A 22543-nucleotide genomic window follows, 5' to 3' on the forward strand; every position below is an offset into this window, starting at 1 on the left:
CCGCTACCCAGGTGCCCGGTTCTTGATGTGCATCAACAACCGATGCATCTGCCTCTTTCAGGGCAGGGTAGGTAAACCGTAGAACGCCCGCGCGCAGGCGGTGGTGTGGGCCGCCAGGTCTGCTTCGGTTTCGCCTCGATGCAACGCGACCTCACGTAACACTTCGGTCAGGTACGCCGGCTCGTTGCGCCCGTTCTTCGGCTTTGGCCGCAGTGTGCGTGGCAGCAGATACGGCGCATCGCTTTCCAGCATCAGGCGACCGCGCTTGATCTCCTTCACCAACGGATGCAAATGCGTGCCGCGACGCTCGTCACAGATCCAGCCGGTGATGCCGATGTGCAGGTCCAGATCGAGGTAGCTGAACAAGGCTTTCTGCTCGCCGGTGAAGCAATGCACCACGGCGGCAGGCAATCGGTCGCGGAAGTCACGGAGGATTTCCAGCAGGCGCTGGCTCGCATCACGCTCATGCAGAAACACAGGCAATTGCAGTTCGGCAGCCAGGGCCAGATGTTCTTCGAGGACTTTTTCCTGCTGCGGGCGCGGCGAGAAATCGCGGTTGAAATCCAGTCCGCATTCACCCACCGCCATTACGTTCGATTCCTGCAGCAGGCTGCGCAGACGCCGTGCGCTGTCGGCGTTCCAGTCGCTGGCCGAATGCGGGTGAATGCCGGCGGTGGCAAACAGTCGCTGGCCGTCCGGATCCAGTTGCTGGCAGAGCTCCAGCGCCTGTTCGCTGCCCTCGACACTGGTGCCGGTCAGCACCAGTTGGCAGACCCCGGCAGCGTAGGCGCGGTCGAGCACGGCCTGGTGTTTGTCGGCGAAACTGGGGTTGGTCAGGTTGACGCCGATATCGATGAGTTGCATGGTGCTACCTCGGGCCGAAGGCCGGAAAGCATATCAGAGCTGTAGATTTATAAGAAAAGCCAAGAACTACAACGGCTTATGGCTGTCTGTTGAGGCCGCGTAGCAGGCCGGGTTGGCAGGATTGCCATCACTGTGCCAGTCTCTCGCACTTTATCAGCGCTCCAGGCGCTCTGTTTTCGTCGGTGTTTTACGACCGCTCAGCGGTGAAAACGCCCCGTATTCTTTCCGGAGAGTGGATGGTTCGTCCCTCGGTTTTGCTCCTGCTGTGTGGTTCGCTGCTGTTGCCGATGACGGCGGTCGCGCGGCTGCCCGGGCCGCTGCAAGCCGTGCCGGCCGCCAAGGTTCGCGACCTGACCGAAATCCGCAGCAGCCGCGTCTTGCGGGTGCTGGTCAACCAGAGCCGCAACAGCTCCGGCGAAGTCCAGGGCCAGGCCATCGGCATCGAATACCACCGGCTGCGCGCCTTCGAGCAATACCTCAACGGCCACGCCCGCGACGGCCAGGAAATCACCCTCAAGATCATTCCCAAAGCCAAGGATCAATTGCTCGGCGCGTTGCAGCGTGGCGAAGGCGATCTCGTGGCGCCGGGCGAACTGCTCGAGCTGCAACCGGGCCACGCCGTCGCCAGCAGCGAGCCGATCGCAAGCAACGTGCCGCTGGTGCTGGTCGGCATCAAAGGTGAAAAGCGCTACACCAAGGTCGAACAACTGGCCGGCAAAACCCTGGCGCTGCCCACCGGCAGTGCCGCGGGGGAGGCGGTCAGTCAGCTCAACCAGAAGCAGGCGCTGCACAAACTGGCGCCGATCAAGATCGAATGGGTCGATCCGACGCTGGCGGTCGAGGATGTGCTGGAAATGGTCCAGGGCGGGATCTTCCACCTGACCATCGTCGAACAACCGATTGCCGAGCGTTGGGGCAAGATCCTGCCCAAGCTGCGTTTCGACCGTCAGGTGATGATCAGCGAACCGGGCGAGGAATACTGGTTCGTGCGCCGTGATGCCTCGATGTTGCGGGCGAGCATCGACCGCTTCCTCACCGGCTACAAGAAGCCGGCGAACGAAGATGCGGCCTTCCTGCGGATCTACCGCCGTCTCTATCAAGTGCACTATCCGTTGGCCAAGGCCGATCGCCAGCGGCTGGAAAAGCTGCGACCGACCCTGCAGAAGCACGCCGAAGCGCAAAACATGGACTGGCTCAACCTGGCGGCGCTGGCCTTCAAGGAATCGGCGCTGCAGCCCAACGCGCGCAGCGGCAGCGGGCCGACCGGGCTTATGCAGATCACCCCGTCGGCGGCACAGCGGGTTGGCGTCAACAACATCCAGAATCTCGATGCGAATGTGCAGGCCGGTGCCAAGTACCTGGCGATGATCCGCCGCAAGTTCTTCAACAGTCCGAAACTCAATGAGCGCGAGCGCATGGCGTTCACTCTTGCGGCTTACAACATCGGCCCGGAACGGGTGCAAGGCATGCGCGCCGAGGCGCGGCGTCGCGGCCTGAATCCCAACCAGTGGTTCTTTCAGGTCGAGCGCATCGCCATGGAGCAGGTGGGAATGGGCGCCGTCAGCTATGTTAATAGCGTGAACAAGTATTACTTGGCGTTCGACCGGGAGCGGGAGTCGTTGGAGCCCGGGGGGCAGAAAGTTGTCTCACGAAAATGATCAAATAAATTGATTGTTATGGCGGAATTTTTGCGCTTTTAACATGAAAATAACTGATTAATATAGCGGCCAACCAACAAGCACTTCTGACAACAAGGAAACGCAACATGAGCTCTCTGATCAACAAGGTTCTGTTCACCCGCGCCGGCTACGGTCTGACCATTCTGCGCATTGCCGTCGGCGTGATCTTCGCTGCCCACGGCTCGCAGAAACTCTTCGGTCTGTTCGGTGGCTACGGTCTGGCAGGCACCGCGCAATACATGGAAAGCATCGGCCTGACCCCGGGTTACCTGATGGCCACCCTGGCCGGCGGTACCGAGTTCTTCGCCGGTCTGGCGCTGATCATCGGCCTGCTGGTTCGCCCGGCGGCGCTGGGTCTGACCTTCCTGTCGCTGGTGGCGATCTTCACCGTACACATCAGCAACGGTCTGTTCATGGCCAACAACGGTTACGAGTTCGCTCTGGCCCTGCTCGGCGGTAGCCTCGCGGTGCTGATCGAAGGCGCCGGCAAGCTCTCGGTGGATCGCGCCATCGCCGGTTGACCGCTCTGGCTCAAGCAAAAGGCCCGCATTCTGCGGGCCTTTTTTGTTGCGGCTGATTCTTGACACTGGCCGGTCACGTTCTCTAGGATGCCGCCCATGCGCCGATTTAAACAGCTACTTGCGGGGCGCCAGGTGACTATTCTTCAGTTGCCGTCAGAAGCCGGAACAGGGCTTCGAAATACCGCTAAAGCGCTGGTTCGGTGTTGCCTCTCACCTGCCATGCAGACTTTTGAGGCAGAGACACGACACGATGAATGCACTACGCCCTCCAGCACGTCCCGCGCCGATCACGGCACACATCACGCAGCGCAATCCGAAAATCCTGCTTGGCGGCAAACATCAGCCGACGCTGTTGCGTTATCTCGATGGCTGGCCACGTCGCAGCGGCGGTCCTGCCGCATTCCTGATCCAGTTCGTTGAAGACGGTGAGTCGCTGGCGCGTTTTGCCGATGACAGTTTCGATCTGGCCGTCATTCAGGCCCCGAGCCTTGAAGAGGCGCCGGAAATGATTCGCCAATTGACCCGCGTCGCACGCCAGGGCCTGATCACCCGGCGCTGAGCGTCAGGGATATTCGATCGCCACGATGTAGACGAACTGTTCGCCGGTTGGCGTCTGTACCCGAACTTCGGCATCCAGCGCCTTGCCGATCAAGGCGCGGGCCAGCGGTGAGTCGATGCTGATCAGGCCGAGTTTCAGGTCCAGCTCGTCCGGGCCGACGATGCGATAGCGCGACTGTTTGCCGTCTTCGTCTTCGATGGTCACCCACGCGCCGAAGTAGACCTTGTTCGGATCACTGGGTTTTTCGCTGACCACTTTCAACGCCTCAAGGCGTTTGGTGAGAAAGCGCACGCGGCTGTCGATCTCGCGCAGCATTTTCTTGCCGTAGGTGTACTCGGCATTTTCCGAACGATCACCCTGAGCCGCCGCTTCGCTGACCGACTGCGTCACCTGCGGTCGGCGCACATGCCACAGCTCATGGAATTCGGCGCGCATCCGCGCTTCACCCTCGGGGGTGATCAGTGCGGTGCCGGCGGTGCGGGGAGGGCGATAACGGCTCATGGCAACTTCTTTTGATTAAGACGGCTGGAGTCTATCAACCCTCGCGCAACACTGTCAGCGGGCTGGCGTTGAGCGCACGTCGCGTGCCGAACACGCCGGCGCCACCGATCAGCGCCGCGCCGATCAATGGCAACAGCAGCAACCACGGGTGGGGATGCCATGGCAGGTCGAAGGCGAAGCGATACAGCACCAGACTCACCACTTCCGAACCGATGGCCGCGAGCAATCCACTGACCGCGCCGAGCAAGCCGAACTCGATTCGTCGCGCCTTGATCAGCAACTGGCGCTCGGCACCCAGCGCACGCAGCAGTGCGCCCTGGCGAATGCGTTCGTCCAGCGTTGCCTGCAACCCGGAAAACAGCACTGCCATCCCCGCCGCCAATACAAACAACAACACATACTCCACCGCCAGGGTGACCTGGGCGAGGATGCTGCGCAGCTGTTCGAGCAAGGCTTCGACTTGCAGGATAGTCACCGCCGGAAATGTTCGCGACAGCTCGACGATCTGCTGATCGTGACCGGGCGCCAGATAGAAGCTGGTCAGGTAAGTCGCCGGCAGATCCTTCAGGGTGCCGGGCTGGAAGATCATGAAGAAGTTCGGCTGGAAGTTGTCCCAGTTGATCTCCCGCAGGCTGGTGACCTTCGCTTCACGATTGACCCCGCCGACGCTGAACACCATGTGATCGCCCAGTTTGAGCTTGAGGCTTTCGGCCACCTTGCCTTCCACCGAGACGCCCGGAACATCGTCCGAAGGTTGGCCGGTCCACCACGAACCGGCGGTGATTTTGTTGCCCGCCGGCAGATCGGCCGCCCAGGTCAGGCTCAGGTCGCGCTGGATCGCGCGGTCGCCGGCCGAATCCTTGCTGACGATCTGCTGCACCGCTTCGCCGTTGATGCTGATCAGCCGTCCCGGCACCACCGGGTACAACGGCGCAGCCTGGGCCGAGACATTGATCAGGTGATCGGTGAAGGCCTGTTTGTCGGCCGGCAGGATGTTCAGGGCGAAGTAGTTGGGTGCATTTTTCGGCAACTGGTTCTGCCAGGTGTCGAGCAATTCGCCGCGCAGCAAGGCGATCAGCGCCATGGACAGCAGGATCAGCCCGAAGGCCAGTGACTGGCCGGCTGCCGCCAAAGGATGGCGCAACAACTGACCCAGCCCGAGACGCCACGGCAGGGACGCGCGTGCGAGCAGGCGACGCAGACTCTGCAGCAGCAAAAGCAGCAAGCCGCCGAGTACCAGAGCGGCGACCACGCCACCGCCGAGCAGGGCGAACGTCAGCAGCAGATCCAGGCTCAGGCGCCACATGATCAGCCCGAGTGCACCGAGTGCTGCGCCGTAGACCATCCAGGTACTGGAGGGAATCGGCAGCATGTCCCGGCGCAATACCCGCAGCGGCGGCACGCGGCCCAGCGCGGCGAGCGGTGGCAGGGCGAAACCGGCCAGCGCCACCAGTCCGGTGCCGATGCCGGCCAGTGCCGGCAACAAGCCACCCGGTGGAACGTCGGTCGGCAGCAGATCATGCAGCAACGCGAACAATCCCAATTGCGCGAGCCAGCCGAGCAGGGCGCCGCCGAGGCTGGCGAACAGGCCGAGCACCGTCAGTTGCAGACTGAACAGCACCAGGGTTTCCCGGCGTGACAGACCCAGACAACGCAGCAGGGCGCTGGCATCGAAGCGGCGACTGGCGAAGCGGTTGGCCGACAACGCCACCGCCACCCCGGCCAGAAGCACGGCGACCAGACTGGCCATGTTCAGATAGCGTTCGGCCTTGCCCAGTGCACCGCCGATCTGCCGGTTGCCATCGCGGGCATCCTGAATCCGCTGGTTGGCGGCGAGTCCCGGTTTGATCAGTTGGCGATAGGTTTCCAGCGCTTGCGGCTCACCGCGCCACAGTTCGCGGTAACTCACCCGGCTGCCGGGTTGCACCACGCCGGTGGCGGCGAGGTCGTCGAGGTTGATCAGCACCCGTGGCGTCAGGCTGTAGAAATTACCGGCGCGATCCGGTTCGTAGGTCAGCACTCGCGTCAGTTTCAGCGTCTTCATGCCGACGTCGATGCTGTCGCCGATCTTCAGGTCCAGCGCTGTCAGCAGGCGCGCTTCGACCCAGGCTTCACCGGGCTGCGGCTCGCCTCCGGCTTCTTCTGTCGCGTAAGGGGCGGGAGCGCTTTTCAGTTCGCCGCGCAGCGGATAGGCGCGGTCGACGGCTTTGATACTGGAGAGCTGAATACCGTTGTCCGTGGCGATGACGCTGGAAAATTCCACCACCTGCGCATGATCCAGACGCAGTTCGGTGCCGCTCCGGATCTGTTCCGGCCGAGCCGGCGAGCTGCCTTCGAGCGCCAGGTCGGCGCCAAGAAACTCGGTAGCGCGCAGCATCATTGCGCCGTTGAGGCGGGCGCCGAAATAGCCGATCGCGGTACTCGCCGCCACCGCCACCACCAAGGCGAAAAACAGCACCCGCAGTTCACCGGCGCGGGCATCGCGCATCAGTTGGCGCAGGGCGAGACTGAACAGACGCAACAGCGGCAGACGTGCCATCAAGGCTCCAGAGGGGCGACCAACAGGCCGGCTTCAAGACGGATCAGACGCCGGCAACGATGGGCCAGGCGTTCGTCGTGGGTCACCAGCACCAGGGTGGTGCCGCGTTCCTTGTTCAATTCGAACAGCAAGTCGCTGATGCGCTCGCCGGTGTGGCTGTCGAGATTACCGGTGGGTTCGTCGGCGAACAGCACGTCCGGCTCGGCGGCGAAGGCCCGGGCAATCGCCACGCGCTGTTGTTCGCCGCCGGAGAGCTGGCGCGGCGAGTGAGTCAGGCGCTGGCCGAGGCCGACCCGTTGCAGCAGTTCGGTGGCGCGGCTTCGGGCGTCTTTGCGGCCGTCGAGCTCCAGCGGCAACATGACGTTTTCCAGCGCGTTCAGACTGTCGAGCAATTGGAACGACTGAAAGACGAAGCCCACGTGCTCGGCCCGAATGCGCGCGCGCTGGTCTTCGTCGAGATTACTCAGGCCTTGCCCGGCGAGCGTCACTTCGCCGCTGCTCGGCAGATCAAGGCCGGCGAGCAGGCCCAGCAGGGTGGATTTGCCGGAACCGGACGCGCCGACGATGGCAAGGCTGTCGCCCTTGTTCAGTTCCAGGCTGAGTTCGTGCAGGATGGTCAGTTCACCTTCCGCGCTGGGAACCACTTTGCTAAGGTTCTTCGCGGTGAGAATGCTTGCGCCCATGGAGAATCCGATGCGTGTGTGGTTTTTGAGTGCTGGCCTGGCCTTGATGTGCATGGCCCAGAACGCAGCGGCGGGTACAGTCCTGATCGTTGGCGATAGTATCAGCGCGGGTTTCGGACTGGATACCCGGCTGGGGTGGGTGTCGTTGCTCGAACAGCGGCTCAAGGCCGAAGGTTTTGACGATAAGGTGGTCAATGCGTCCATCAGTGGCGACACCAGCGCCGGAGGCCAGGCGCGGCTGCCGGCGCTGCTTGCAGAGCACAAGCCGGAACTGGTGATCCTCGAATTGGGCGGCAACGATGGCCTGCGCGGAATGCCGCCGACGCAATTGCAACAAAATCTTGCGTCGATGATCGACAGCTCCCGTCAAAGCGGTGCCAAGGTGCTGTTGCTCGGCATGCAATTGCCACCCAACTACGGCAAGCGCTATACCGATGCCTTTGCCGAGGTCTACGGCAAACTCGCCGAGGAGAAGAAAATCCCGCTGGTGCCGTTTTTCCTCGACGGCGTGGGCGGGCATCCGGACCTGATGCAGGCCGACGGTCTGCACCCGGCGGCCGGGGCTCAGGGCAAGTTGCTGGAAAATGTCTGGCCGACGCTAAAACCGCTGCTATGAGGCTTTTCTAGCGGCAGGCTTTCGGCTAATGTGGCGCCCCCTTATTTGGAGCCCCCGATGCCGCGTCCTGCCTGGTCCCTGTTCGCCTACCAACTGATCGAGCCTGACGAACAGCTGGATCTGTTCGCCTGCCAGGAAGTGCGGGTGCATCTGGTGACCCGTCAACTGGAGCTCGGTGGTTCGGCGGACCGCACCCTGTGCGGCAGTCTGCTGCCGGCGCAACCGCGCTGGTCGAGCGTGGATCGCCGGGTGTTCCAGGATCAGCGCCTGTGCTCGCTGTGCCGGGCAATCCTCGAATCGCAGAAGCGCGGCACCTCGCCGATCTGGCCTGAGCTGCGTTTCGAGCTCTGAGTCCTTTTTCGTCGATATCGCGGTCTATCGGCGCATCTCCCCGAATTCCCTGGGCGCGGTGTACAATCGCGCTCTTATACCCTTGTCGATCTTGCGAAGGATTCTCCGGATGTTGCCGCGTTTTCCTGCCGTCACCCGCTGCCTGTCTCTTGCCGCCCTGTGTGTGGCCGGTCCCGTTGCCGCACTGGAGTTTCCCCTGCCACCACCCGGTGAGGACATCATCGGCCAGGTGCAGGTGATCAAGGCCAAGTACGAAGACACTTTTGCCGATCTGGGCACCACCTACGATCTGGGTTATTCGGAAATGGTCGCGGCCAACCCGGGCGTCGATGCGTGGCTGCCGGGCGCCGGCACCGAAGTGGTCCTGCCGACGCGTTTCATCCTGCCGCCGGGGCCGCGTGAAGGCATCGTGATCAACCTCGCCGAATACCGTCTCTACTACTACCCGAAAGGCCGGAACGTGGTGTACACCTTCCCATTGGGAATTGGTCGTGAGGGCTGGGGTTCGCCGATTGCCCACACCTCAATCACTGCCAAGACTCCGAACCCAACCTGGACGCCGCCTGCCTCGATCAAGGCCGAGCACGCCGCCGATGGCGATCCGCTGCCGAACGTGGTGCCCGCCGGTCCCGACAACCCGCTGGGCCCGTTCAAGTTCACCCTGGGGACTCCAGGCTACCTGATCCACGGTTCGAACAAGAAGTTCGGCATCGGCATGCGCACCAGCCACGGTTGCTTCCGCATGTTCAACAACAACGTGCTGGAAATGGCCAGCATGGTGCCGGTGGGTACGTCGGTGCGGATCATCAACGATGCGTACAAGTTCGGTCGCAGTGGCGGCAAGGTCTATCTGGAAGCGCACACGCCGATTGACGACAAGGGCAACCCGTCGGTAGTCGACAAGCACACCGCTGTGATCAATGCGATGCTCAAGCGCGAAGACATCACCAACAATCTGCGCATGAACTGGGATGTGGTGCGTGATGTGGTGGCGGCCGAAGATGGCCTGCCAACTGAAATCGGCACGCCGAACACTTCGGCGCCGATGGTCTCCAGCGCACCGATCGACCTGCAGCAATAAGCTGTAAGACAGAACCCGCCGAGGCTATTGCATCGGCGGGTTTTTTGTCGCCCGTAGAAAACAGCGGGCACAAAAAAGCCGACCCAAAAAATGGGTCGGCTCGATAACAATCCCGGAGGATTATTACTTGCGGCTAGCTTTGTCCAGCATGCGCAGAGCACGCTCGTTAGCTTCGTCAGCAGTCTGTTGTGCTTTTTGAGCAGCAGCCAGAGCTTCATCAGCTTTACGGTAAGCTTCGTCTGCACGAGCCTGGGCGCGAGCAGCTGCGTCTTCAGTAGCGGTCAGACGTGCTTCGGTTTCTTTCGATGCGCTGCTGCAACCGGTAGCCAGAACTGCGGCCAGAGCCAGAGCAGAGAATTTCAGAACGTTGTTCATCGTGTTCCCCTTCAAGGACTTTCAATTAAGTGGCTGTCTCCTCCGATTGAGGAAATAGCCGGCGTACATACTACCCATTACTTGTAGTAAGTAAACTGACGTAAGGCAAGAAGCAAAAAAAATTGTAGGCGTTGATTCTTTTTCGAGCAACTTTTAACTGCGCTGTATAAAAAATATCCAGCTGTAAGCCGCGAGATGAGCGAGTTAATGAGAAAAAGTTCCCGGTGCCGTGCGCTGTTTTGCAGGTAGTGGCCAAAGTCTGTCTATATGGATTCGTCCACACTTTTGTTGCGAATTTGCGCAGCGCCTCGCATATCTTTGTCCATGTTGAGGTGACTTTAAAACAGGCGGCTCGTCTTAAGTCTCAACATCCGGCGATGTTCAGCCTTTCGGCTCGGGAAGATCGTCTCCCGAACCGGCCCTGAGTCCACCGGAACTGCCCCGTCAATCCGCACGATGACGAGCGTACCTTGAGCATTTTCGCCAATGGTGCCTACTATTTGATACGTGCTCGGGTTGCGCGAGATCGGTGCAGTTCTTCTCGATGCCCATCAGGCACGGGGTGGCGTAGATGTTCCTTCGCCGGGAAAACATCGGTAAGGTAGGGGTCAGAATTCGAGACCCGCGAGGAGTAGTGATGAGCGAGGCGTTGTCCATCCACCATGACCAGGCTGGTCATCAGTTCGAGACCAATGTGGACGGTCATCGTGCCTACCTGACCTACATGGATCTGGGGAAACAGACCCTGGATATCTACCGCACCTTCGTGCCCAACGCTTTGCGTGGCCGAGGCATTGCGGCAGCCCTGACCGAGCGGGCGCTGCAATACGCCGATGAAATGGGCTACACGGTCATTCCTTCGTGCTCCTACGTGGAGCGCTACATGGAGCGTCATCAGCGGCGCACCGCCAAGATCTGACTGACCTCACCGCATACACAAAAACGCCGGGCAATGCCCGGCGTTTTTTTATGCCTGCGAAACGGCTGTCAGCTGCGCTGACGTTTCGGCAGCACATCCTTGAGCTTGGCGTGCATGCTGCGCAAGGTGTTTTCGGTAGCGGACCAGTCGATGCAGGCGTCGGTGATCGACACGCCATATTGCAGGTCGGCGAGGTCTTTCGGGATCGCCTGGCAGCCCCAGTTCAGATGACTCTCGACCATCAGGCCGATGATCGACTGATTGCCTTCGAGGATCTGGTTGGCGACGTTCTCCATTACCAGCGGTTGCAGGGCCGGATCCTTGTTGGAGTTGGCGTGGCTGCAGTCGACCATGATGTTCGGTTTGATCTTCGCCTTGTTCAGCGCCTGCTCGCACAGGGCGACGCTGACCGAATCGTAGTTCGGCTTGCCGTTGCCGCCGCGCAGCACCACGTGGCCGTAGGCGTTGCCCTTGGTGGTGACGATCGACACGCCACCCTCCTGGTTGATGCCCAGGAAACGGTGCGGGCTGGAGACCGACTGCAACGCGTTGATCGCCACGGTCAGGCCGCCGTCGGTGCCGTTCTTGAAGCCGACCGCCGAGGACAGGCCGGAAGCCATCTCGCGGTGGGTCTGGGATTCGGTAGTCCGTGCGCCGATGGCCGACCAGCTGATCAGGTCCTGCAGATACTGCGGGGAGATCGGGTCGAGGGCTTCGGTCGCGGTCGGCAGGCCTTTCTCGGCCAGGTCCAGCAGCAGCTGGCGACCGATGTGCAGACCGTCCTGGATCTTGAACGAGTCATCCAGGTACGGGTCGTTGATCAGGCCTTTCCAGCCGACGGTGGTCCGTGGCTTTTCGAAATACACGCGCATGACCAGATACAGGGTGTCCGAGACTTCTGCCGCCAGCACCTTCAGGCGATCGGCATATTCATGGGCAGCCTTGATGTCGTGGATCGAGCAGGGGCCGATCACCACGAACAGACGATGGTCGGTGCCATCGAGAATGTTGCGGATGACTTCGCGACCCTTGGTGACAGTGCGCAAGGCAGCGTCGCTCAGAGGGATATCACGCTTGAGCTGATCGGGAGTGATCAGGGTCTCGTTGGAAGCGACGTTCAGGTCGTTGATCGGTAAATCAGCCATCGTTTACTCGTCAGGTCACGGGTGCCGGCCGCCAGCGATCCCCGCGCGGCGGAGCACAGCAGATTTAAGCGCGTCGGGGAGCCGAACCTTATCGCGTTAGGCGCCTGCTAGACAATGGGCAAGTCACTGTTCAGTCCAGCACGGGCTGCGCGAAAGCCTTGCGAACGGTGTCGTGGGAGAACTCGTCGGCGTGTTGTTCGACCCATTGCAGGGCCAGGGCCTGAATATCCTGGAGGTCGTCGTGGGCGTCGTTGAGTCGGCAATAGCGTTCGATCTGACACACCTGCTCACCCATTCGCGCGCTGAACAGGGTCTGTTCGTCGGTGAAGGCGATGCCCACCAGATAGCCTTTTTTACGTCGCAGGCACCAGGCCACGTAGCCCGGATAACAGATGTCGGCGTTGAGGGTCGGCATGCGCACCTGCAATGCGGTGCCATGGCGCCAGGCACGATGGTAATTGCAAGCGATGCCGCCGAGGCTGATAGTGTGCAGCCGTTGACGCGAAATACACTCCGGTGTGAGCAAGGTCAATTCAACGGGCACATCATCCGGATGAGGAATAAACCGTCCCATGAGCACAGACTCCCTGTGTCGGCCATTTGACATTGTTTCCCCCAGTATAGTGGTCGAATCGCAGCTGACCGATTTCGACGCCGACCAGCGGCTGCTGGCGATGAACGGCGTTTCGCTGGTGATTTTCACCAGCGTCGGCTGCGCCAGTTGCCGCTATGCCCGCGAAGTGTTGCCGGGTCTCGATCTGGTCGTCGATCGCGTGTGCTGGATCGATGCCGGTGACAACGGCGGACTGGTCGAGCGTTATCAGGTCTTTCATTTGCCGGCGCTGTTTGTGGTGCGCGACGGCGAGTTCTTTGGGGCGGTACACACGCGCCTGAATGCCGATGAGCTGAACGCAGCCGTGGCGCAGGCGCTGGGTCGAATTGCAGAGGAGTTGCCGTGATGGGAGCAGTGAACAAACCGGTGGTGGGGATCATTGGCACCGGCGCCATCGGCGGGTTCTATGGGGTGATGCTGGCCCGGGCCGGGTTCGATGTGCACTTTCTGTTGCGTAGTGAATTTTCCGCGGTCGCCGAGCGCGGCTTGCAAGTGGACAGTGCCGTGCATGGTGCGTTGACGCTGAACCCGGTGCAGGCCTATTCGTCGGCTGAAGACATGCCGCCCTGCGACTGGCTGCTGGTCGGCGCGAAGACCACCAGCAATGCCGGGTTGGCGCCGTCGATCATTCAGGCGGCGAAATCCGACGCGAAAGTGCTGGTATTGCAAAACGGCCTCGACGTCGAAGACAGCTTGCGGGCGTTGCTGCCCGATTCACTGCACTTGCTGGGCGGCTTGTGCCTGATCTGCGTCCACCGCGAAGGGCCGGGCCAGGTCACCCACCAGGCGCTGGGGGCGGTGAACGTCGGTTATCACAGCGGCCCGGCAGCGGATGACGCGGCGCGCATGGCAATCGTCGAGGAGGGCGCCGGGCTGTTCCGCGCCGCCGGCCTCGACTCCCAGGCGATGCCGAACCTGCATCAGGCGCGCTGGCAGAAACTGGTGTGGAACATTCCCTACAACGGACTTTCGGTGTTGCTCGGTGCCAGCACCACGCCGTTGATGGCCGACACGGACAGCCGCGCATTGATTCAGGCGCTGATGGCCGAAGTGGTGCAGGGCGCCAAGGCCTGCGGTCACGACATGCCGCCCGGTTACGCCGAATACCTGTTCATGATGACCGAGAAAATGCCCGACTATTGGCCGAGCATGTACCACGATTTTTTGCACAAGCGACCGCTGGAGCTGGAGGCGATCTACGCTCGTCCTTTGGCGGCAGCAAAAGCGGCAGGCTGCGAGTTGCCGCGCATCGAATCGTTGTATCGCACATTGAGCTTTATCGACCGGCGTAACGTTTAAACCGGTCGCACTGGGGGAAAGGCATGGCCAAGAACATCGATGACAAACTGGTGCTGGCGATCTCGTCCCGTGCCCTGTTCGACCTGAGCGAAAGCCACAAGGTGTATGAGTCGAGTGGCGTCGAAGCCTATCGGCAATATCAGATCGAACACGAAGACGAAATCCTCGCGCCGGGTGATGCCTTTCCGCTGGTGGAAAAACTGCTCAATCTCAACAGTCGCCTCGGTCGCGCCCGGGTCGAGGTGATTCTGGTGTCGCGCAACAGCGCCGACACAGGCCTGCGCGTTTTCAACTCCATTGGTCATTACGGCCTGGCGATCTCCCGTGCGGCGTTCGTTGGCGGCCGCAGTCCTTATCCGTATCTGAAGGCTTTCGGTTGCGACCTGTTTCTCTCCACCCATGCCGAAGACGTACGCGCCGCGCTGGATGCCGGTTTCGCGGCGGCGACCATTCTGTCCGGGGGCGCCAGCCGTGCGGCCAGCGACGAATTGCGCATCGCCTTCGACGGTGATGCGGTGCTGTTTTCCGACGAGTCGGAGCGCGTCTATCAATCCGGTGGCCTCGAAGCCTTCCAGGCCAAGGAGCGTGAATCCGCTCGCGAACCGTTGCGCGGCGGGCCGTTCAAGGGCTTTCTCGCGGCGCTCAATCTGTTGCAGCGCGAGTTCTCCGATGAGGAGTGCCCGATCCGCACCGCACTGGTCACCGCGCGCTCGGCTCCGGCCCACGAGCGGGTGATCCGTACCTTGCGCGAGTGGGACATTCGTCTGGACGAGTCGCTGTTCCTCGGCGGCCTGACCAAATCGGCGTTCCTCGAAGCCTTCGCCGCCGACGTGTTTTTCGACGATCAGGCCGGCCACTGCGAGCTGGCCCGGGAAGTGGTGGCGACCGGTCACGTGCCTCATGGCATCAGCAACGAACCGGCGGTCTAAAGCCCTCGTGGTTCAAGACGTTGCGTCGCACGTCGTACTCGCCAAGGCACTGCTAAGCTGAATCAAATCTCCGCCATGTTGGCACGCGAGGAGGTCATATGATTCGTTCGATGCTGTATGCCACTGACCTCGGTCTGTACGCACCGTTAGTGATGCAGCATGCCCTGGCGATGGCGCGAACGTTCAATGCCGATCTGTACGTGGTGCACGCGGTGGAGCCCATGGGGCTGTTTGCCGAATCGGTGTTGCAGAGCTATCTCGACGAACAGGCATTGAACGAATTTCACAGTCAGGGTCTGAAAACGGTCATTGCCAATATCGAGCAGCGGGTGCTCGACAGTTTTCGCGAAGAACTGGGGGACGAGGGCGAGCAGGACCTGCAGCGGATACGCGCGGTACGGGTGCTGCAGGGCGATCCGTCACAGGTGATTCTCGATCAGGTGCAGAAACTCTCTGTCGATTTGCTGATCGTAGGAAGTCATAGCCACGGGGTCGGGGCGGAAACACCTTTGGGGCGAACGGCGGCCCGGCTGCTGCAATTGTCCAAGGTGCCGGTTTATCTGGTGCCGCTGGTGGAGCGTCGGCGTCGGGAGGATCGCTGAAGCAGGAATAATGGCACTTTGATAAAAAAGTTCTAGATTTATTCTTCAAACCATTAATATAGTTATATACCGTCGCTGATGCCCGTGGCGTCTACCTGCTTTGAGGGATTCATATGAAGCTTCAACAACTGCGCTACATCTGGGAAGTGGCGCACCACGACCTCAACGTTTCCGCTACAGCCCAAAGCCTCTACACCTCGCAACCGGGCATCAGTAAACAGATCCGTCTGCTGGAAGACGAACTGGGCGTCGAAGTGTTCGCCCGCAGCGGCAAGCACCTGACCCGTGTCACGCCGGCCGGCGAGCGCATCATCACCACTGCCGGTGAAATTCTGCGCAAGGTCGAAAGCATCAAGCAGATCGCCCAGGAATTCTCCAACGAGAAGAAGGGCACCCTGTCGATCGCCACCACTCACACCCAGGCACGCTATGCGCTGCCGCCGGTGATCAGCAATTTCATCAAGCAATACCCGGACGTGGCGCTGCACATGCACCAGGGCTCGCCGATGCAGATCGCCGAGATGGCCGCTGACGGCACCGTCGATTTCGCCATCGCCACCGAAGCGCTGGAACTGTTCGGTGATCTGGTAATGATGCCGTGCTATCGCTGGAACCGTTGCGTGGTCGTGCCTCAGGGCCACCCGCTGACCAAACTGCCGAAGCTGACCCTTGAAGCGCTGGCCGAATACCCGATCGTGACTTACGTGTTCGGTTTCACCGGCCGTTCGAAACTCGACGAAGCCTTCAGCCATCGCGGCCTGACGCCGAAAGTGGTGTTCACCGCTGCCGACGCCGACGTGATCAAAACCTACGTACGTCTGGGCCTGGGTGTTGGCATCGTGGCGAAAATGGCGGTCGACACCAAACTGGATAACGATCTGGTGGTGCTCGATGCCAGCGAACTGTTCGAGTCCAGCGTGACCAAGATCGGTTTCCGTCGCGGCACCTTCCTGCGCGGCTTCATGTGCGACTTCATCGAGAAGTTCGCACCGCACCTGACCCGCGAAGTCATGGCCAAGGCCATTCAGTGCCACAACAAGCAGGAACTGGAAGAGCTTTTCGATGGTGTCGAACTGCCGGTCCACTAAGCCCCTGTCACTAAGCCCCTGTCTACAGCACCTCGGTGACAGCAAACTGTTGCCGGGTGCCTGCTACCAGAATCTCCACCTCGTCACCCGCGAACTTGCCCAGCAGGCTTTTGCCCAGCGGCGAGCGCGGGGTGATGACGGTAATCGGCTGACCCACCACATCGACTTTCAGACCCGCCGCATCCGGCGCCAGAAACAGCCATTGCTCGCGACCCTTTTCGTCTTCCAGACCGAGCAGGGCGCCGATTTCAATCCCGCGTTGATCGTCATACGCGCGCAGCGTCAGGTTCTGGCACAGCGCCAGTGACTGACGAATTTCCTCGACCCGTTTCGCCTGGCCCGCCGCCAGATACGACGCCTCGAGGCCCAGAGTGTCGTACTTGTTTTCGGCGATGTTCTCTTCGTGGGTCGCGGTTTCGTAAGCGGTTTGCGCCGCGCGCTCGGCGATGTCGAGATCAACGCGCAGCTTGTCGAGAATCAGTTGGTGAACAATCTGTTTATTCATGATCAATCGCAGAATTGCAGGACGTTGGCGCGGCTTTTTTCGCTCGGGGCCGTCTGATCCTGTTGCAGCCAGAACTGGCATTTGGGGTTCGACAGATTGCGCGTGCTGCCACGGGCCTGGTCCAGGCGTGCCTGCTGTTCGTTCTTGCGCAGGTTTTCTTCGTACTGCTCGAACAGGCGGTTTTGTGGCTCAGGTTCTGGCTGCGGCTGGGCGGCTACCGGAGGCTTGCTCAGTTGTTGCACCGCTTCCGCCACCGGCTGCAATTGACGGCTGAACAGCAGCGAGGCGAGCCAGCAAGTCAGCGCAATGGCCAGGAAACCCAGCCACAGACCCAGGGCAATGCTGCCGGTCAATTGCAGCGCGCTAAGCTGAACAGGCAAGGGGCGACGCGGGTTGGGACGATAGGGCATGGCTGCCTCCTGGCGGATGAATGCGGGCGAGTGGCGATTGTCGCACGAAGATTAATTGCCGTCGGCTCTTCTGCATGGAGACATTTATGCGGACAATCGGCGCTTTTGCCAACGGGAGCCTTGAATGCCGCCACTGAACACCCGCTGGGACATTTTTTGTACGGTCGTCGATAACTACGGCGACATCGGCGTGACCTGGCGTCTGGCCCGGCAACTGGTCAGCGAGCAGGCAATGACGGTGCGATTGTGGGTCGATGACCTGCGCGCTTTCGAACGCATTTGCCCGGAAATCGACATCGGCCTCGATCAGCAATGGCAGCAGGGCGTCGAAGTCCGGCATTGGCCGGCTGAGTGGCAGGAATCAGTAGCGGCCGACGTAGTGATCGCGGCTTTTGCCTGCCAGTTGCCGAGCATTTACATGGACGCCATGGCCGCACGGGAGAAGCCGCCGTTGTGGATGAACCTCGACTATCTCAGCGCTGAAGACTGGGTGACTGGCTGCCACGGTCTGCCGTCGGTGAAGTACAAGTCGGTGCAGAAGTACTTTTTCTTTCCGGGATTTCAGCCGGGGACCGGCGGCTTGCTGCGTGAGAGCGGTTTACTGGAGCGGCGTCAGCAGTTTCAACAGGACCCCGAGGCGCAGCGACAATTCCTGCATGGTCTGGGGATCGCTCCTGCATCCGGTGCGCAGCTGATTTCGCTGTTTGCCTACGAGAATGCCGGACTCGCCAGTTGGCTGGATGTGCTCGCGGCGGACGCTACGCCTACCCATCTGCTGGTGCCGGAAGGCCGGATTCTCGGCGATGTCGCCCGTTGGCTTGGAGTCGAGTCGCTGCCGGTCGGTGCAATGCACGTTCGTCAGTCGCTGACAGTGCAGGTGCTGCCGTTCGTCCGTCAGGATCAATACGATCAATTGCTCTGGTGCTGTGATTTCAACGCGGTGCGTGGCGAGGACTCGTTTGTCCGAGCGCAATGGGCGGGGCGGCCGATGCTGTGGCACATCTATCAGCAGGACGAAGACATCCATCTCGACAAGCTCGACGCCTTCCTTGCGCTCTACACAAAACGCCTTTCGCCCGCTGCCGCCGAGGCGATGAACGGTCTATGGCGTGCCTGGAGTGCCGGCCAGCCTATCGGCGACCACTGGCTTGAGGCCCGTAAATACTGGCCCGAACTGCAGGAAAATGCCAGCGCGTGGTGTCTGGAACAAGCCTTGCAGGCCGATCTTGCGACGGCGCTGGTACAGTTTTACCGAAATTGGATATGATACGCGGCCTAGATTTTTGTAAATCCCATCCAAATTCGGATATTCGCAATGAAAACTGGTAAAGAACTCAAACCCGGTACCGTGATCCGTATCGACAACGATCCTTGGCTGGTTCAGAAAGCTGAATTCACCAAGTCGGGCCGTAACAGCGCGATCATGAAGACCAAGCTGAAGAACCTGCTGACCGGTTACAAGACCGAAACCGTTTACGGTGCGGACGACAAGCTGGACGACGTGATTCTGGACCGCAAAGAAGCGACCCTGTCCTTCATCAGCGGTGACTCCTACACGTTCATGGACACCACCGACTACACCATGTACGAGCTGAACGCCGAAGACATCGAAAGCGTTCTGCCATTCGTGGAAGAAGGCATGACCGACGTTTGCGAAGCCGTATTCTTCGAAGGCCGTCTGGTTTCCGTAGAGCTGCCGACCACCATCGTGCGTCAGGTTGACTACACCGAAGGTTCCGCTCGCGGCGACACTTCCGGCAAGGTGATGAAGCCTGCCAAACTGAAGAACGGTACCGAGCTGTCGGTTGCTGACTTCATCGAAATCGGCGACATGATCGAGATCGATACCCGCGAAGGCGGTTCCTACAAAGGCCGTGCCAAATAAGCACTGCTTTTTGCGGAAAGAAAAAGCCCGACCATTGAGTCGGGCTTTTTTGTGCCTGATGAAAATTACTTTTTCAGGTGCTGCTTCAGTTCTTCCGAGGCCTGCAGCATCGCCGAACGCACTGCCGGCACCTGGCTGACCACGTTGAGCAAACCGTAGTCGTGGATCATGCCGTTGTAGCGCACCGAGGTCACCGGCACACCGGCTTCGTCGAGTTTGCGGGCGTAGGCTTCACCTTCGTCACGCAGCACGTCGGCCCCGGCGGTCTGCACCAGCGCAGGCGGCAGACCCTTCAATTGCGCGGTGGTTGCACGCAGCGGCGAGGCATAGATCTCGTTCCGCTGGTTGGCGTCAGTGGTGTAGTTGTCCCAGAACCACTTCATCATGTTGCGAGTGAGGAAGTGCCCCTCGGCGTACTGGTTATACGAACCGGTATCGAAATTGGCATCGGTCACCGGCCACAGCAGCACCTGGAATTTGATCGCCGGGGTGCCTTTGTCTTTGGCCATCAGGGCGACGACTGCCGCCATGTTGCCGCCGACGCTGTTGCCCGCCACCGCCAGACGCTTGCCGTCGACGTTGATCTCTTTGCCGTGTTCGGCTACCCATTTGGTTGCCGCGTAAGCCTGGTTGATCGCCACCGGGTAATGCGCTTCCGGCGAAGGGGTGTAATTGACGAACACTGCCGCCGCACCCGAGCCGACCACCAGATCCCGCACCAGACGTTCGTGGGTCGGGAAATCCCCCAGCACCCAGCCGCCGCCGTGGAAGAACATGAACACCGGCAGCTCGCCCTTGACCCCGGCCGGCCGGACGATGGTCAGGCTCAACGGTTGGCCATCGACCTGGATGGTTTTCTCGCTGACGTCCGCTTTGGGCAGCGTCAGTTTGACCCCGGACTGCGCGCCCGTCAGCACGGCGCGGGCATCCTTGGGCGTCATCTGTTCCATCGGTTTGCCGTTGCCGGCATTCAGCACATCAAGGAACGCCTGGGTGTTGTGTTCAACCTCCCCGGCGAATGCGCTGTGGATGGACAGGGCGAGAAGAGTACCGGTCAAGACTTTGCTGAAAGTGTTCATGTTCATTTCCTGTACGGGCCTGAGTGTCAGTGATTACACGGTGACGTGCAGACGCACATCGACGTTGCCGCGAGTGGCGTTGGAGTACGGGCAGACCTGGTGAGCCGCGTCAACCAGACTTTGTGCGTCAGCCTGTTCCAGGCCCGGCAGACTGATGTGCAGGTCGATGTCCAGACCGAAACCGCCAGGGATCTGGCCGATGCCGACGTGAGCGGTGATCGAGGCGTCGTCCGGGATTTTGCGTTTGGTCTGGCTGGCGACGAATTTCAGGGCGCCGATGAAGCAGGCCGAGTAGCCGGCGGCGAACAGTTGCTCAGGGTTGGTAGCTGCGCCGCCGGCACCGCCGAGTTCTTTCGGGGTGGCGAGTTTGACGTCGAGAATGTTGTCGCTGGAGATCGCACGACCGTCACGGCCGCCAGTGGAGGTTGCGATTGCGGTGTAGAGAGTTTGCATGGTGTGAGCCTCATTAAGTGTGGTTTGTTGCGCTAATTGTTTGCGCGCTAACTAGGTGCGAAGTAAATGTACTTCTCTAATATTTAGCGCGCAAGATAAATTTTTGAAGAAAGCAGGAATTAGCGCTTGGATTGGGAAGTGGCGTGATCTCAAGCTTTTGATATTGAAGGATTTTTTGAATGTAAAACGAGATGAAAAAATTTTTCTGTGATAAGCGGGGAAGGGGCGATGCGCCTGCAGGCGCAAGGCTGCGCCCACAGGAAAAGGGGGAGTTTTAAGTGAGGCTGTCCTGCAAATGACCACGCAAGGCCTGCAACTCGGCTTGCAGGTGTTGCAGGCGCTCCAGCGTGAAGCCACTGGCCCCCAGGATGCATTGTGGAACGGTCCGGGCCTTGTCTTTCAAGGCGCGTCCCTGGGCAGTCAGTTCAACGATCACCACACGCTCATCCTCACGGCTTCGCGTACGGCTGAGCAAACCTTCACCTTCCAGCCGCTTGAGCAACGGGGTCAGTGAACCCGGGTCGGTCAGCAGGCGCGTACTGATTTCTCCGACGGTCAAACCATCCTTCTCCCACAGCACCATCATCGCCAGGTATTGCGGATACGTCAGGCGAAGCGCTTGCAGCAGTGGCTTGTAGACCTTGGTCATCATCAGCGAAGTGGAATGCAGGGCGAAGCAGGCCTGATTGTCGAGCAGCAGGTCTTCGCAGTGATCGGAGGTGTTGCGGTCGGTGGTCATGTCAGTGCCTTGAACGGTGATGCAGATGAATCTAGCGCTCGAATCTTTAATGCGCCAGACAATTGTGCCCGGTGGCGAATCGGTCAGTGCCGGCCCAGCTCCCGTTGCAATGCCAGATCCCAAGGCGGCACGGGGCTGAACCGGGTCTTCAGGTATTCCAACAGCAGACGGCTGCGGGAGCTGGCCTGTTGCTCCAGCCGCAGTGCATAGATGCCGGTGCTTTCCGGCTTTGGCAGACCGTGTTCGCAAAACAGCGGCAGCAACTCGCCACGCAACAGGTATTCGCTGGCCAACCAGGTTGGCAGATGCGCGATCCCGAGTCCCGCCAGCGCGCCGCACACCAGCGCCTCGGCGTTGTTGGCGCTCATGCGCACCCGCGCCGGGCGGTGCAATTGCATTTGTCCATCCTGTTCGAAGCGCCAGGCGAAGGGCGGGGCGAGGCCGTCCCAATCGAGGCCGTCATGCTCGCTCAATTGCGCGGGTTCGCTCGGTACGCCGCGGCGCTTGAGATAGTCGGGGCTGGCGCAGGCGATGCGGACCATGCTCGCCAGAGGGGTGGCCACCAGCCGGGTGTCAGCCATTTGCCCGGCGCGCAACACCAGATCGACTTTGCCCAGGTTTGAACCGTCCATGTCGACGAAGCTGTCGATCAAATGCAGTTGTACGTCCAGCCCCGGGTACAGCACCAGAAAATCGGCAATCACCGGCGCCAGATGCCGCCGTCCGAACGCCGCCGGCGCATCCACCCGAATCAGACCCTCCGGCGCACTGCTCAGGGATACCGCTTCAGCCCGGGCCAATTGCAACTCCGCCACAATCCGCCGCGCCCGTTCGGCAAATGCCAGACCCGCCGGTGTGGCACGCACCGCGTGGGTGCTGCGGATGAACAGCTGGCTGCCGACCGCGCTTTCCAGACTATCGATACGCCGGGCAACGGCGGAGGGCGTTAGCGGATGTCGGCGCGAGGCGGCGGAAAAACTGCCACTCTCCAGCACATCGAGAAACAGCCCGAGTTGGTCGGTCAATTGATTGGGATTCATGAATCAGTCCAGTGCCTATGCGGATTTGGCACAGCCATTGTGCGTTGCTGTGCGTTTCCGTGCCAGCG

At 60.7% G+C, this 22543-nt stretch carries 27 protein-coding genes; 14 read left to right on the forward strand and 13 right to left on the reverse strand.

Annotated features, from left to right (window positions below; all coding sequences use genetic code 11):
* Window positions 1-57 precede the first annotated feature (57 nt).
* Window positions 58-864, reverse strand: coding sequence for a TatD family hydrolase (locus ACTJK9_RS08140; protein ID WP_064598360.1), 807 nt, complete (start codon window positions 862-864; stop codon window positions 58-60).
* A gap of 236 nt (window positions 865-1100) precedes the next feature.
* Here ACTJK9_RS08140 and ACTJK9_RS08145 point away from each other — a divergent pair, with 236 nt between their 5' ends.
* From ACTJK9_RS08145 to ACTJK9_RS08155, 3 genes are all read left to right on the forward strand, one after another.
* Window positions 1101-2522: a transglycosylase SLT domain-containing protein gene (locus tag ACTJK9_RS08145; RefSeq protein WP_440813246.1), complete on the forward strand. Its 1422-nt coding sequence runs from the start codon at window positions 1101-1103 to the stop codon at window positions 2520-2522.
* Between the two features lie 107 nt (window positions 2523-2629).
* A complete protein-coding gene (locus ACTJK9_RS08150; protein ID WP_007950955.1) occupies window positions 2630-3064 on the forward strand; it encodes a DoxX family protein in 435 nt (144 codons plus the stop codon).
* A 250-nt stretch (window positions 3065-3314) separates the two neighbouring features.
* On the forward strand, window positions 3315-3623 hold the full coding sequence (locus ACTJK9_RS08155) for a hypothetical protein (protein WP_085607170.1): 309 nt from the start codon (window positions 3315-3317) through the stop codon (window positions 3621-3623).
* Between the two features lie 3 nt (window positions 3624-3626).
* On the opposite strand, the gene greB is transcribed toward ACTJK9_RS08155, so the two are convergent.
* Genes greB through ACTJK9_RS08170 form a run of 3 tightly spaced genes read right to left on the reverse strand, consistent with a single transcriptional unit; the run spans window position 3627 to window position 7346 of the window.
* Window positions 3627-4124, reverse strand: coding sequence for a transcription elongation factor GreB (gene greB, locus ACTJK9_RS08160; protein WP_039770483.1), 498 nt, complete (start codon window positions 4122-4124; stop codon window positions 3627-3629).
* Window positions 4125-4158: 34 nt separating this feature from the next.
* Window positions 4159-6663, reverse strand: a complete 2505-nt coding sequence (locus tag ACTJK9_RS08165) for an ABC transporter permease (protein ID WP_440813250.1) — start codon at window positions 6661-6663, stop codon at window positions 4159-4161.
* Complete coding sequence (locus tag ACTJK9_RS08170; RefSeq protein ID WP_007955651.1) at window positions 6663-7346, reverse strand: ABC transporter ATP-binding protein; 684 nt, start codon at window positions 7344-7346, stop codon at window positions 6663-6665. Before ACTJK9_RS08170 ends, ACTJK9_RS08165 begins: the two co-directional genes overlap by 1 nt.
* A gap of 10 nt (window positions 7347-7356) precedes the next feature.
* Between ACTJK9_RS08170 and ACTJK9_RS08175 the strand changes: the two genes are divergently transcribed.
* The 3 genes from ACTJK9_RS08175 to ACTJK9_RS08185 all read left to right on the forward strand — a co-directional run bounded on the left by ACTJK9_RS08175 (window position 7357) and on the right by ACTJK9_RS08185 (window position 9394).
* Window positions 7357-7962 carry an arylesterase gene (locus ACTJK9_RS08175; RefSeq protein ID WP_440813253.1) on the forward strand — a complete coding sequence of 202 codons (606 nt, stop codon included), beginning with the start codon at window positions 7357-7359 and terminating at the stop codon, window positions 7960-7962.
* A gap of 57 nt (window positions 7963-8019) precedes the next feature.
* Window positions 8020-8313 carry a hypothetical protein gene (locus tag ACTJK9_RS08180; RefSeq protein WP_003226812.1) on the forward strand — a complete coding sequence of 98 codons (294 nt, stop codon included), beginning with the start codon at window positions 8020-8022 and terminating at the stop codon, window positions 8311-8313.
* 109 nt (window positions 8314-8422) lie between these two features.
* A complete protein-coding gene (locus ACTJK9_RS08185) occupies window positions 8423-9394 on the forward strand; it encodes a L,D-transpeptidase family protein (RefSeq protein ID WP_039770479.1) in 972 nt (323 codons plus the stop codon).
* Between the two features lie 123 nt (window positions 9395-9517).
* On the opposite strand, the gene oprI is transcribed toward ACTJK9_RS08185, so the two are convergent.
* Window positions 9518-9769, reverse strand: a complete 252-nt coding sequence (gene oprI / locus ACTJK9_RS08190) for an outer membrane lipoprotei OprI (RefSeq protein WP_025113130.1) — start codon at window positions 9767-9769, stop codon at window positions 9518-9520.
* Between the two features lie 637 nt (window positions 9770-10406).
* Here oprI and ACTJK9_RS08195 point away from each other — a divergent pair.
* Window positions 10407-10688, forward strand: coding sequence for a GNAT family N-acetyltransferase (locus tag ACTJK9_RS08195; RefSeq protein ID WP_007955658.1), 282 nt, complete (start codon window positions 10407-10409; stop codon window positions 10686-10688).
* Window positions 10689-10756: 68 nt separating this feature from the next.
* Here the strand turns inward: ACTJK9_RS08195 and ACTJK9_RS08200 are convergent, their stop codons facing one another.
* The gene (locus ACTJK9_RS08200; RefSeq protein WP_007908583.1) at window positions 10757-11833 is read right to left on the reverse strand and encodes a 3-deoxy-7-phosphoheptulonate synthase; all 1077 of its coding nucleotides are present in this window, start codon (window positions 11831-11833) and stop codon (window positions 10757-10759) included.
* A gap of 130 nt (window positions 11834-11963) precedes the next feature.
* Window positions 11964-12407 (reverse strand): PilZ domain-containing protein, encoded by a 444-nt coding sequence (locus ACTJK9_RS08205; RefSeq protein WP_011335308.1) that lies wholly within the window; start codon window positions 12405-12407, stop codon window positions 11964-11966.
* On the opposite strand from ACTJK9_RS08205, the gene ACTJK9_RS08210 reads away from it, so the two are divergent.
* The 5 genes from ACTJK9_RS08210 (at window position 12406) to cysB (ending at window position 16364) form a co-directional block, all read left to right on the forward strand.
* Window positions 12406-12792 carry a thioredoxin family protein gene (locus ACTJK9_RS08210; RefSeq protein WP_163976067.1) on the forward strand — a complete coding sequence of 129 codons (387 nt, stop codon included), beginning with the start codon at window positions 12406-12408 and terminating at the stop codon, window positions 12790-12792. The two genes, ACTJK9_RS08205 and ACTJK9_RS08210, sit on opposite strands and share 2 nt — an antisense overlap.
* Window positions 12789-13745: a putative 2-dehydropantoate 2-reductase gene (locus ACTJK9_RS08215; protein ID WP_440813256.1), complete on the forward strand. Its 957-nt coding sequence runs from the start codon at window positions 12789-12791 to the stop codon at window positions 13743-13745. The genes ACTJK9_RS08210 and ACTJK9_RS08215 overlap by 4 nt, the downstream gene beginning before the upstream one ends.
* A gap of 23 nt (window positions 13746-13768) precedes the next feature.
* The gene (locus tag ACTJK9_RS08220; RefSeq protein WP_085612205.1) at window positions 13769-14674 is read left to right on the forward strand and encodes a 5'-nucleotidase; all 906 of its coding nucleotides are present in this window, start codon (window positions 13769-13771) and stop codon (window positions 14672-14674) included.
* Between the two features lie 98 nt (window positions 14675-14772).
* On the forward strand, window positions 14773-15276 hold the full coding sequence (locus ACTJK9_RS08225; protein WP_007955683.1) for a universal stress protein: 504 nt from the start codon (window positions 14773-14775) through the stop codon (window positions 15274-15276).
* A 113-nt stretch (window positions 15277-15389) separates the two neighbouring features.
* A complete protein-coding gene (cysB, locus tag ACTJK9_RS08230) occupies window positions 15390-16364 on the forward strand; it encodes an HTH-type transcriptional regulator CysB (RefSeq protein WP_003183769.1) in 975 nt (324 codons plus the stop codon).
* A 22-nt stretch (window positions 16365-16386) separates the two neighbouring features.
* Here cysB and ACTJK9_RS08235 read toward each other — a convergent pair whose 3' ends face one another.
* Both ACTJK9_RS08235 and ACTJK9_RS08240 read right to left on the reverse strand, forming a co-directional pair.
* Window positions 16387-16869 carry a GreA/GreB family elongation factor gene (locus ACTJK9_RS08235; RefSeq protein WP_085612206.1) on the reverse strand — a complete coding sequence of 161 codons (483 nt, stop codon included), beginning with the start codon at window positions 16867-16869 and terminating at the stop codon, window positions 16387-16389.
* 2 nt (window positions 16870-16871) lie between these two features.
* Window positions 16872-17279 carry a hypothetical protein gene (locus ACTJK9_RS08240; protein WP_039770468.1) on the reverse strand — a complete coding sequence of 136 codons (408 nt, stop codon included), beginning with the start codon at window positions 17277-17279 and terminating at the stop codon, window positions 16872-16874.
* 124 nt (window positions 17280-17403) lie between these two features.
* On the opposite strand from ACTJK9_RS08240, the gene earP reads away from it, so the two are divergent.
* Entirely contained in the window at window positions 17404-18546 is a 1143-nt protein-coding gene (earP, locus tag ACTJK9_RS08245; protein ID WP_085612208.1) for an elongation factor P maturation arginine rhamnosyltransferase EarP, read from the forward strand.
* A 48-nt stretch (window positions 18547-18594) separates the two neighbouring features.
* Complete coding sequence (locus ACTJK9_RS08250; protein WP_007955690.1) at window positions 18595-19164, forward strand: elongation factor P; 570 nt, start codon at window positions 18595-18597, stop codon at window positions 19162-19164.
* A gap of 65 nt (window positions 19165-19229) precedes the next feature.
* Here the strand turns inward: ACTJK9_RS08250 and ACTJK9_RS08255 are convergent, their stop codons facing one another.
* From ACTJK9_RS08255 to ACTJK9_RS08270, 4 genes are all read right to left on the reverse strand, one after another.
* Window positions 19230-20243 (reverse strand): alpha/beta hydrolase, encoded by a 1014-nt coding sequence (locus ACTJK9_RS08255; RefSeq protein WP_085612209.1) that lies wholly within the window; start codon window positions 20241-20243, stop codon window positions 19230-19232.
* 33 nt (window positions 20244-20276) lie between these two features.
* Entirely contained in the window at window positions 20277-20696 is a 420-nt protein-coding gene (locus tag ACTJK9_RS08260) for an organic hydroperoxide resistance protein (protein ID WP_034155242.1), read from the reverse strand.
* Window positions 20697-20970: 274 nt separating this feature from the next.
* Window positions 20971-21435 carry a MarR family winged helix-turn-helix transcriptional regulator gene (locus ACTJK9_RS08265; protein WP_440813262.1) on the reverse strand — a complete coding sequence of 155 codons (465 nt, stop codon included), beginning with the start codon at window positions 21433-21435 and terminating at the stop codon, window positions 20971-20973.
* An 83-nt stretch (window positions 21436-21518) separates the two neighbouring features.
* Window positions 21519-22475: a LysR family transcriptional regulator gene (locus ACTJK9_RS08270; protein ID WP_085612211.1), complete on the reverse strand. Its 957-nt coding sequence runs from the start codon at window positions 22473-22475 to the stop codon at window positions 21519-21521.
* Between the last annotated feature and the right edge of the window lie 68 nt (window positions 22476-22543).

It is taken from the genome of Pseudomonas sp. 22082, assembly GCF_052046055.1.
Taxonomy (GTDB): Bacteria; Pseudomonadota; Gammaproteobacteria; order Pseudomonadales; family Pseudomonadaceae; genus Aquipseudomonas; species Aquipseudomonas pharyngis.

Bases quoted from the DNA above. Each gene is read 5' to 3' on its own strand.
- ACTJK9_RS08140 (WP_064598360.1), bottom strand. From the start codon at position 864: ATGCAACTCATCGATATCGGCGTCAACCTGACCAACCCCAGTTTCGCC.
- ACTJK9_RS08145 (WP_440813246.1), top strand. From the start codon at position 1,101: ATGGTTCGTCCCTCGGTTTTGCTCCTGCTGTGTGGTTCGCTGCTGTTG.
- ACTJK9_RS08150 (WP_007950955.1), top strand. From the start codon at position 2,630: ATGAGCTCTCTGATCAACAAGGTTCTGTTCACCCGCGCCGGCTACGGT.
- ACTJK9_RS08155 (WP_085607170.1), top strand. From the start codon at position 3,315: ATGAATGCACTACGCCCTCCAGCACGTCCCGCGCCGATCACGGCACAC.
- greB (WP_039770483.1), bottom strand. From the start codon at position 4,124: ATGAGCCGTTATCGCCCTCCCCGCACCGCCGGCACCGCACTGATCACC.
- ACTJK9_RS08165 (WP_440813250.1), bottom strand. From the start codon at position 6,663: ATGGCACGTCTGCCGCTGTTGCGTCTGTTCAGTCTCGCCCTGCGCCAA.
- ACTJK9_RS08170 (WP_007955651.1), bottom strand. From the start codon at position 7,346: ATGGGCGCAAGCATTCTCACCGCGAAGAACCTTAGCAAAGTGGTTCCC.
- ACTJK9_RS08175 (WP_440813253.1), top strand. From the start codon at position 7,357: ATGCGTGTGTGGTTTTTGAGTGCTGGCCTGGCCTTGATGTGCATGGCC.
- ACTJK9_RS08180 (WP_003226812.1), top strand. From the start codon at position 8,020: ATGCCGCGTCCTGCCTGGTCCCTGTTCGCCTACCAACTGATCGAGCCT.
- ACTJK9_RS08185 (WP_039770479.1), top strand. From the start codon at position 8,423: ATGTTGCCGCGTTTTCCTGCCGTCACCCGCTGCCTGTCTCTTGCCGCC.
- oprI (WP_025113130.1), bottom strand. From the start codon at position 9,769: ATGAACAACGTTCTGAAATTCTCTGCTCTGGCTCTGGCCGCAGTTCTG.
- ACTJK9_RS08195 (WP_007955658.1), top strand. From the start codon at position 10,407: ATGAGCGAGGCGTTGTCCATCCACCATGACCAGGCTGGTCATCAGTTC.
- ACTJK9_RS08200 (WP_007908583.1), bottom strand. From the start codon at position 11,833: ATGGCTGATTTACCGATCAACGACCTGAACGTCGCTTCCAACGAGACC.
- ACTJK9_RS08210 (WP_163976067.1), top strand. From the start codon at position 12,406: ATGAGCACAGACTCCCTGTGTCGGCCATTTGACATTGTTTCCCCCAGT.
- ACTJK9_RS08205 (WP_011335308.1), bottom strand. From the start codon at position 12,407: ATGGGACGGTTTATTCCTCATCCGGATGATGTGCCCGTTGAATTGACC.
- ACTJK9_RS08220 (WP_085612205.1), top strand. From the start codon at position 13,769: ATGGCCAAGAACATCGATGACAAACTGGTGCTGGCGATCTCGTCCCGT.
- ACTJK9_RS08225 (WP_007955683.1), top strand. From the start codon at position 14,773: ATGATTCGTTCGATGCTGTATGCCACTGACCTCGGTCTGTACGCACCG.
- cysB (WP_003183769.1), top strand. From the start codon at position 15,390: ATGAAGCTTCAACAACTGCGCTACATCTGGGAAGTGGCGCACCACGAC.
- ACTJK9_RS08235 (WP_085612206.1), bottom strand. From the start codon at position 16,869: ATGAATAAACAGATTGTTCACCAACTGATTCTCGACAAGCTGCGCGTT.
- ACTJK9_RS08240 (WP_039770468.1), bottom strand. From the start codon at position 17,279: ATGCCCTATCGTCCCAACCCGCGTCGCCCCTTGCCTGTTCAGCTTAGC.
- earP (WP_085612208.1), top strand. From the start codon at position 17,404: ATGCCGCCACTGAACACCCGCTGGGACATTTTTTGTACGGTCGTCGAT.
- ACTJK9_RS08250 (WP_007955690.1), top strand. From the start codon at position 18,595: ATGAAAACTGGTAAAGAACTCAAACCCGGTACCGTGATCCGTATCGAC.
- ACTJK9_RS08255 (WP_085612209.1), bottom strand. From the start codon at position 20,243: ATGAACACTTTCAGCAAAGTCTTGACCGGTACTCTTCTCGCCCTGTCC.
- ACTJK9_RS08260 (WP_034155242.1), bottom strand. From the start codon at position 20,696: ATGCAAACTCTCTACACCGCAATCGCAACCTCCACTGGCGGCCGTGAC.
- ACTJK9_RS08265 (WP_440813262.1), bottom strand. From the start codon at position 21,435: ATGACCACCGACCGCAACACCTCCGATCACTGCGAAGACCTGCTGCTC.
- ACTJK9_RS08270 (WP_085612211.1), bottom strand. From the start codon at position 22,475: ATGAATCCCAATCAATTGACCGACCAACTCGGGCTGTTTCTCGATGTG.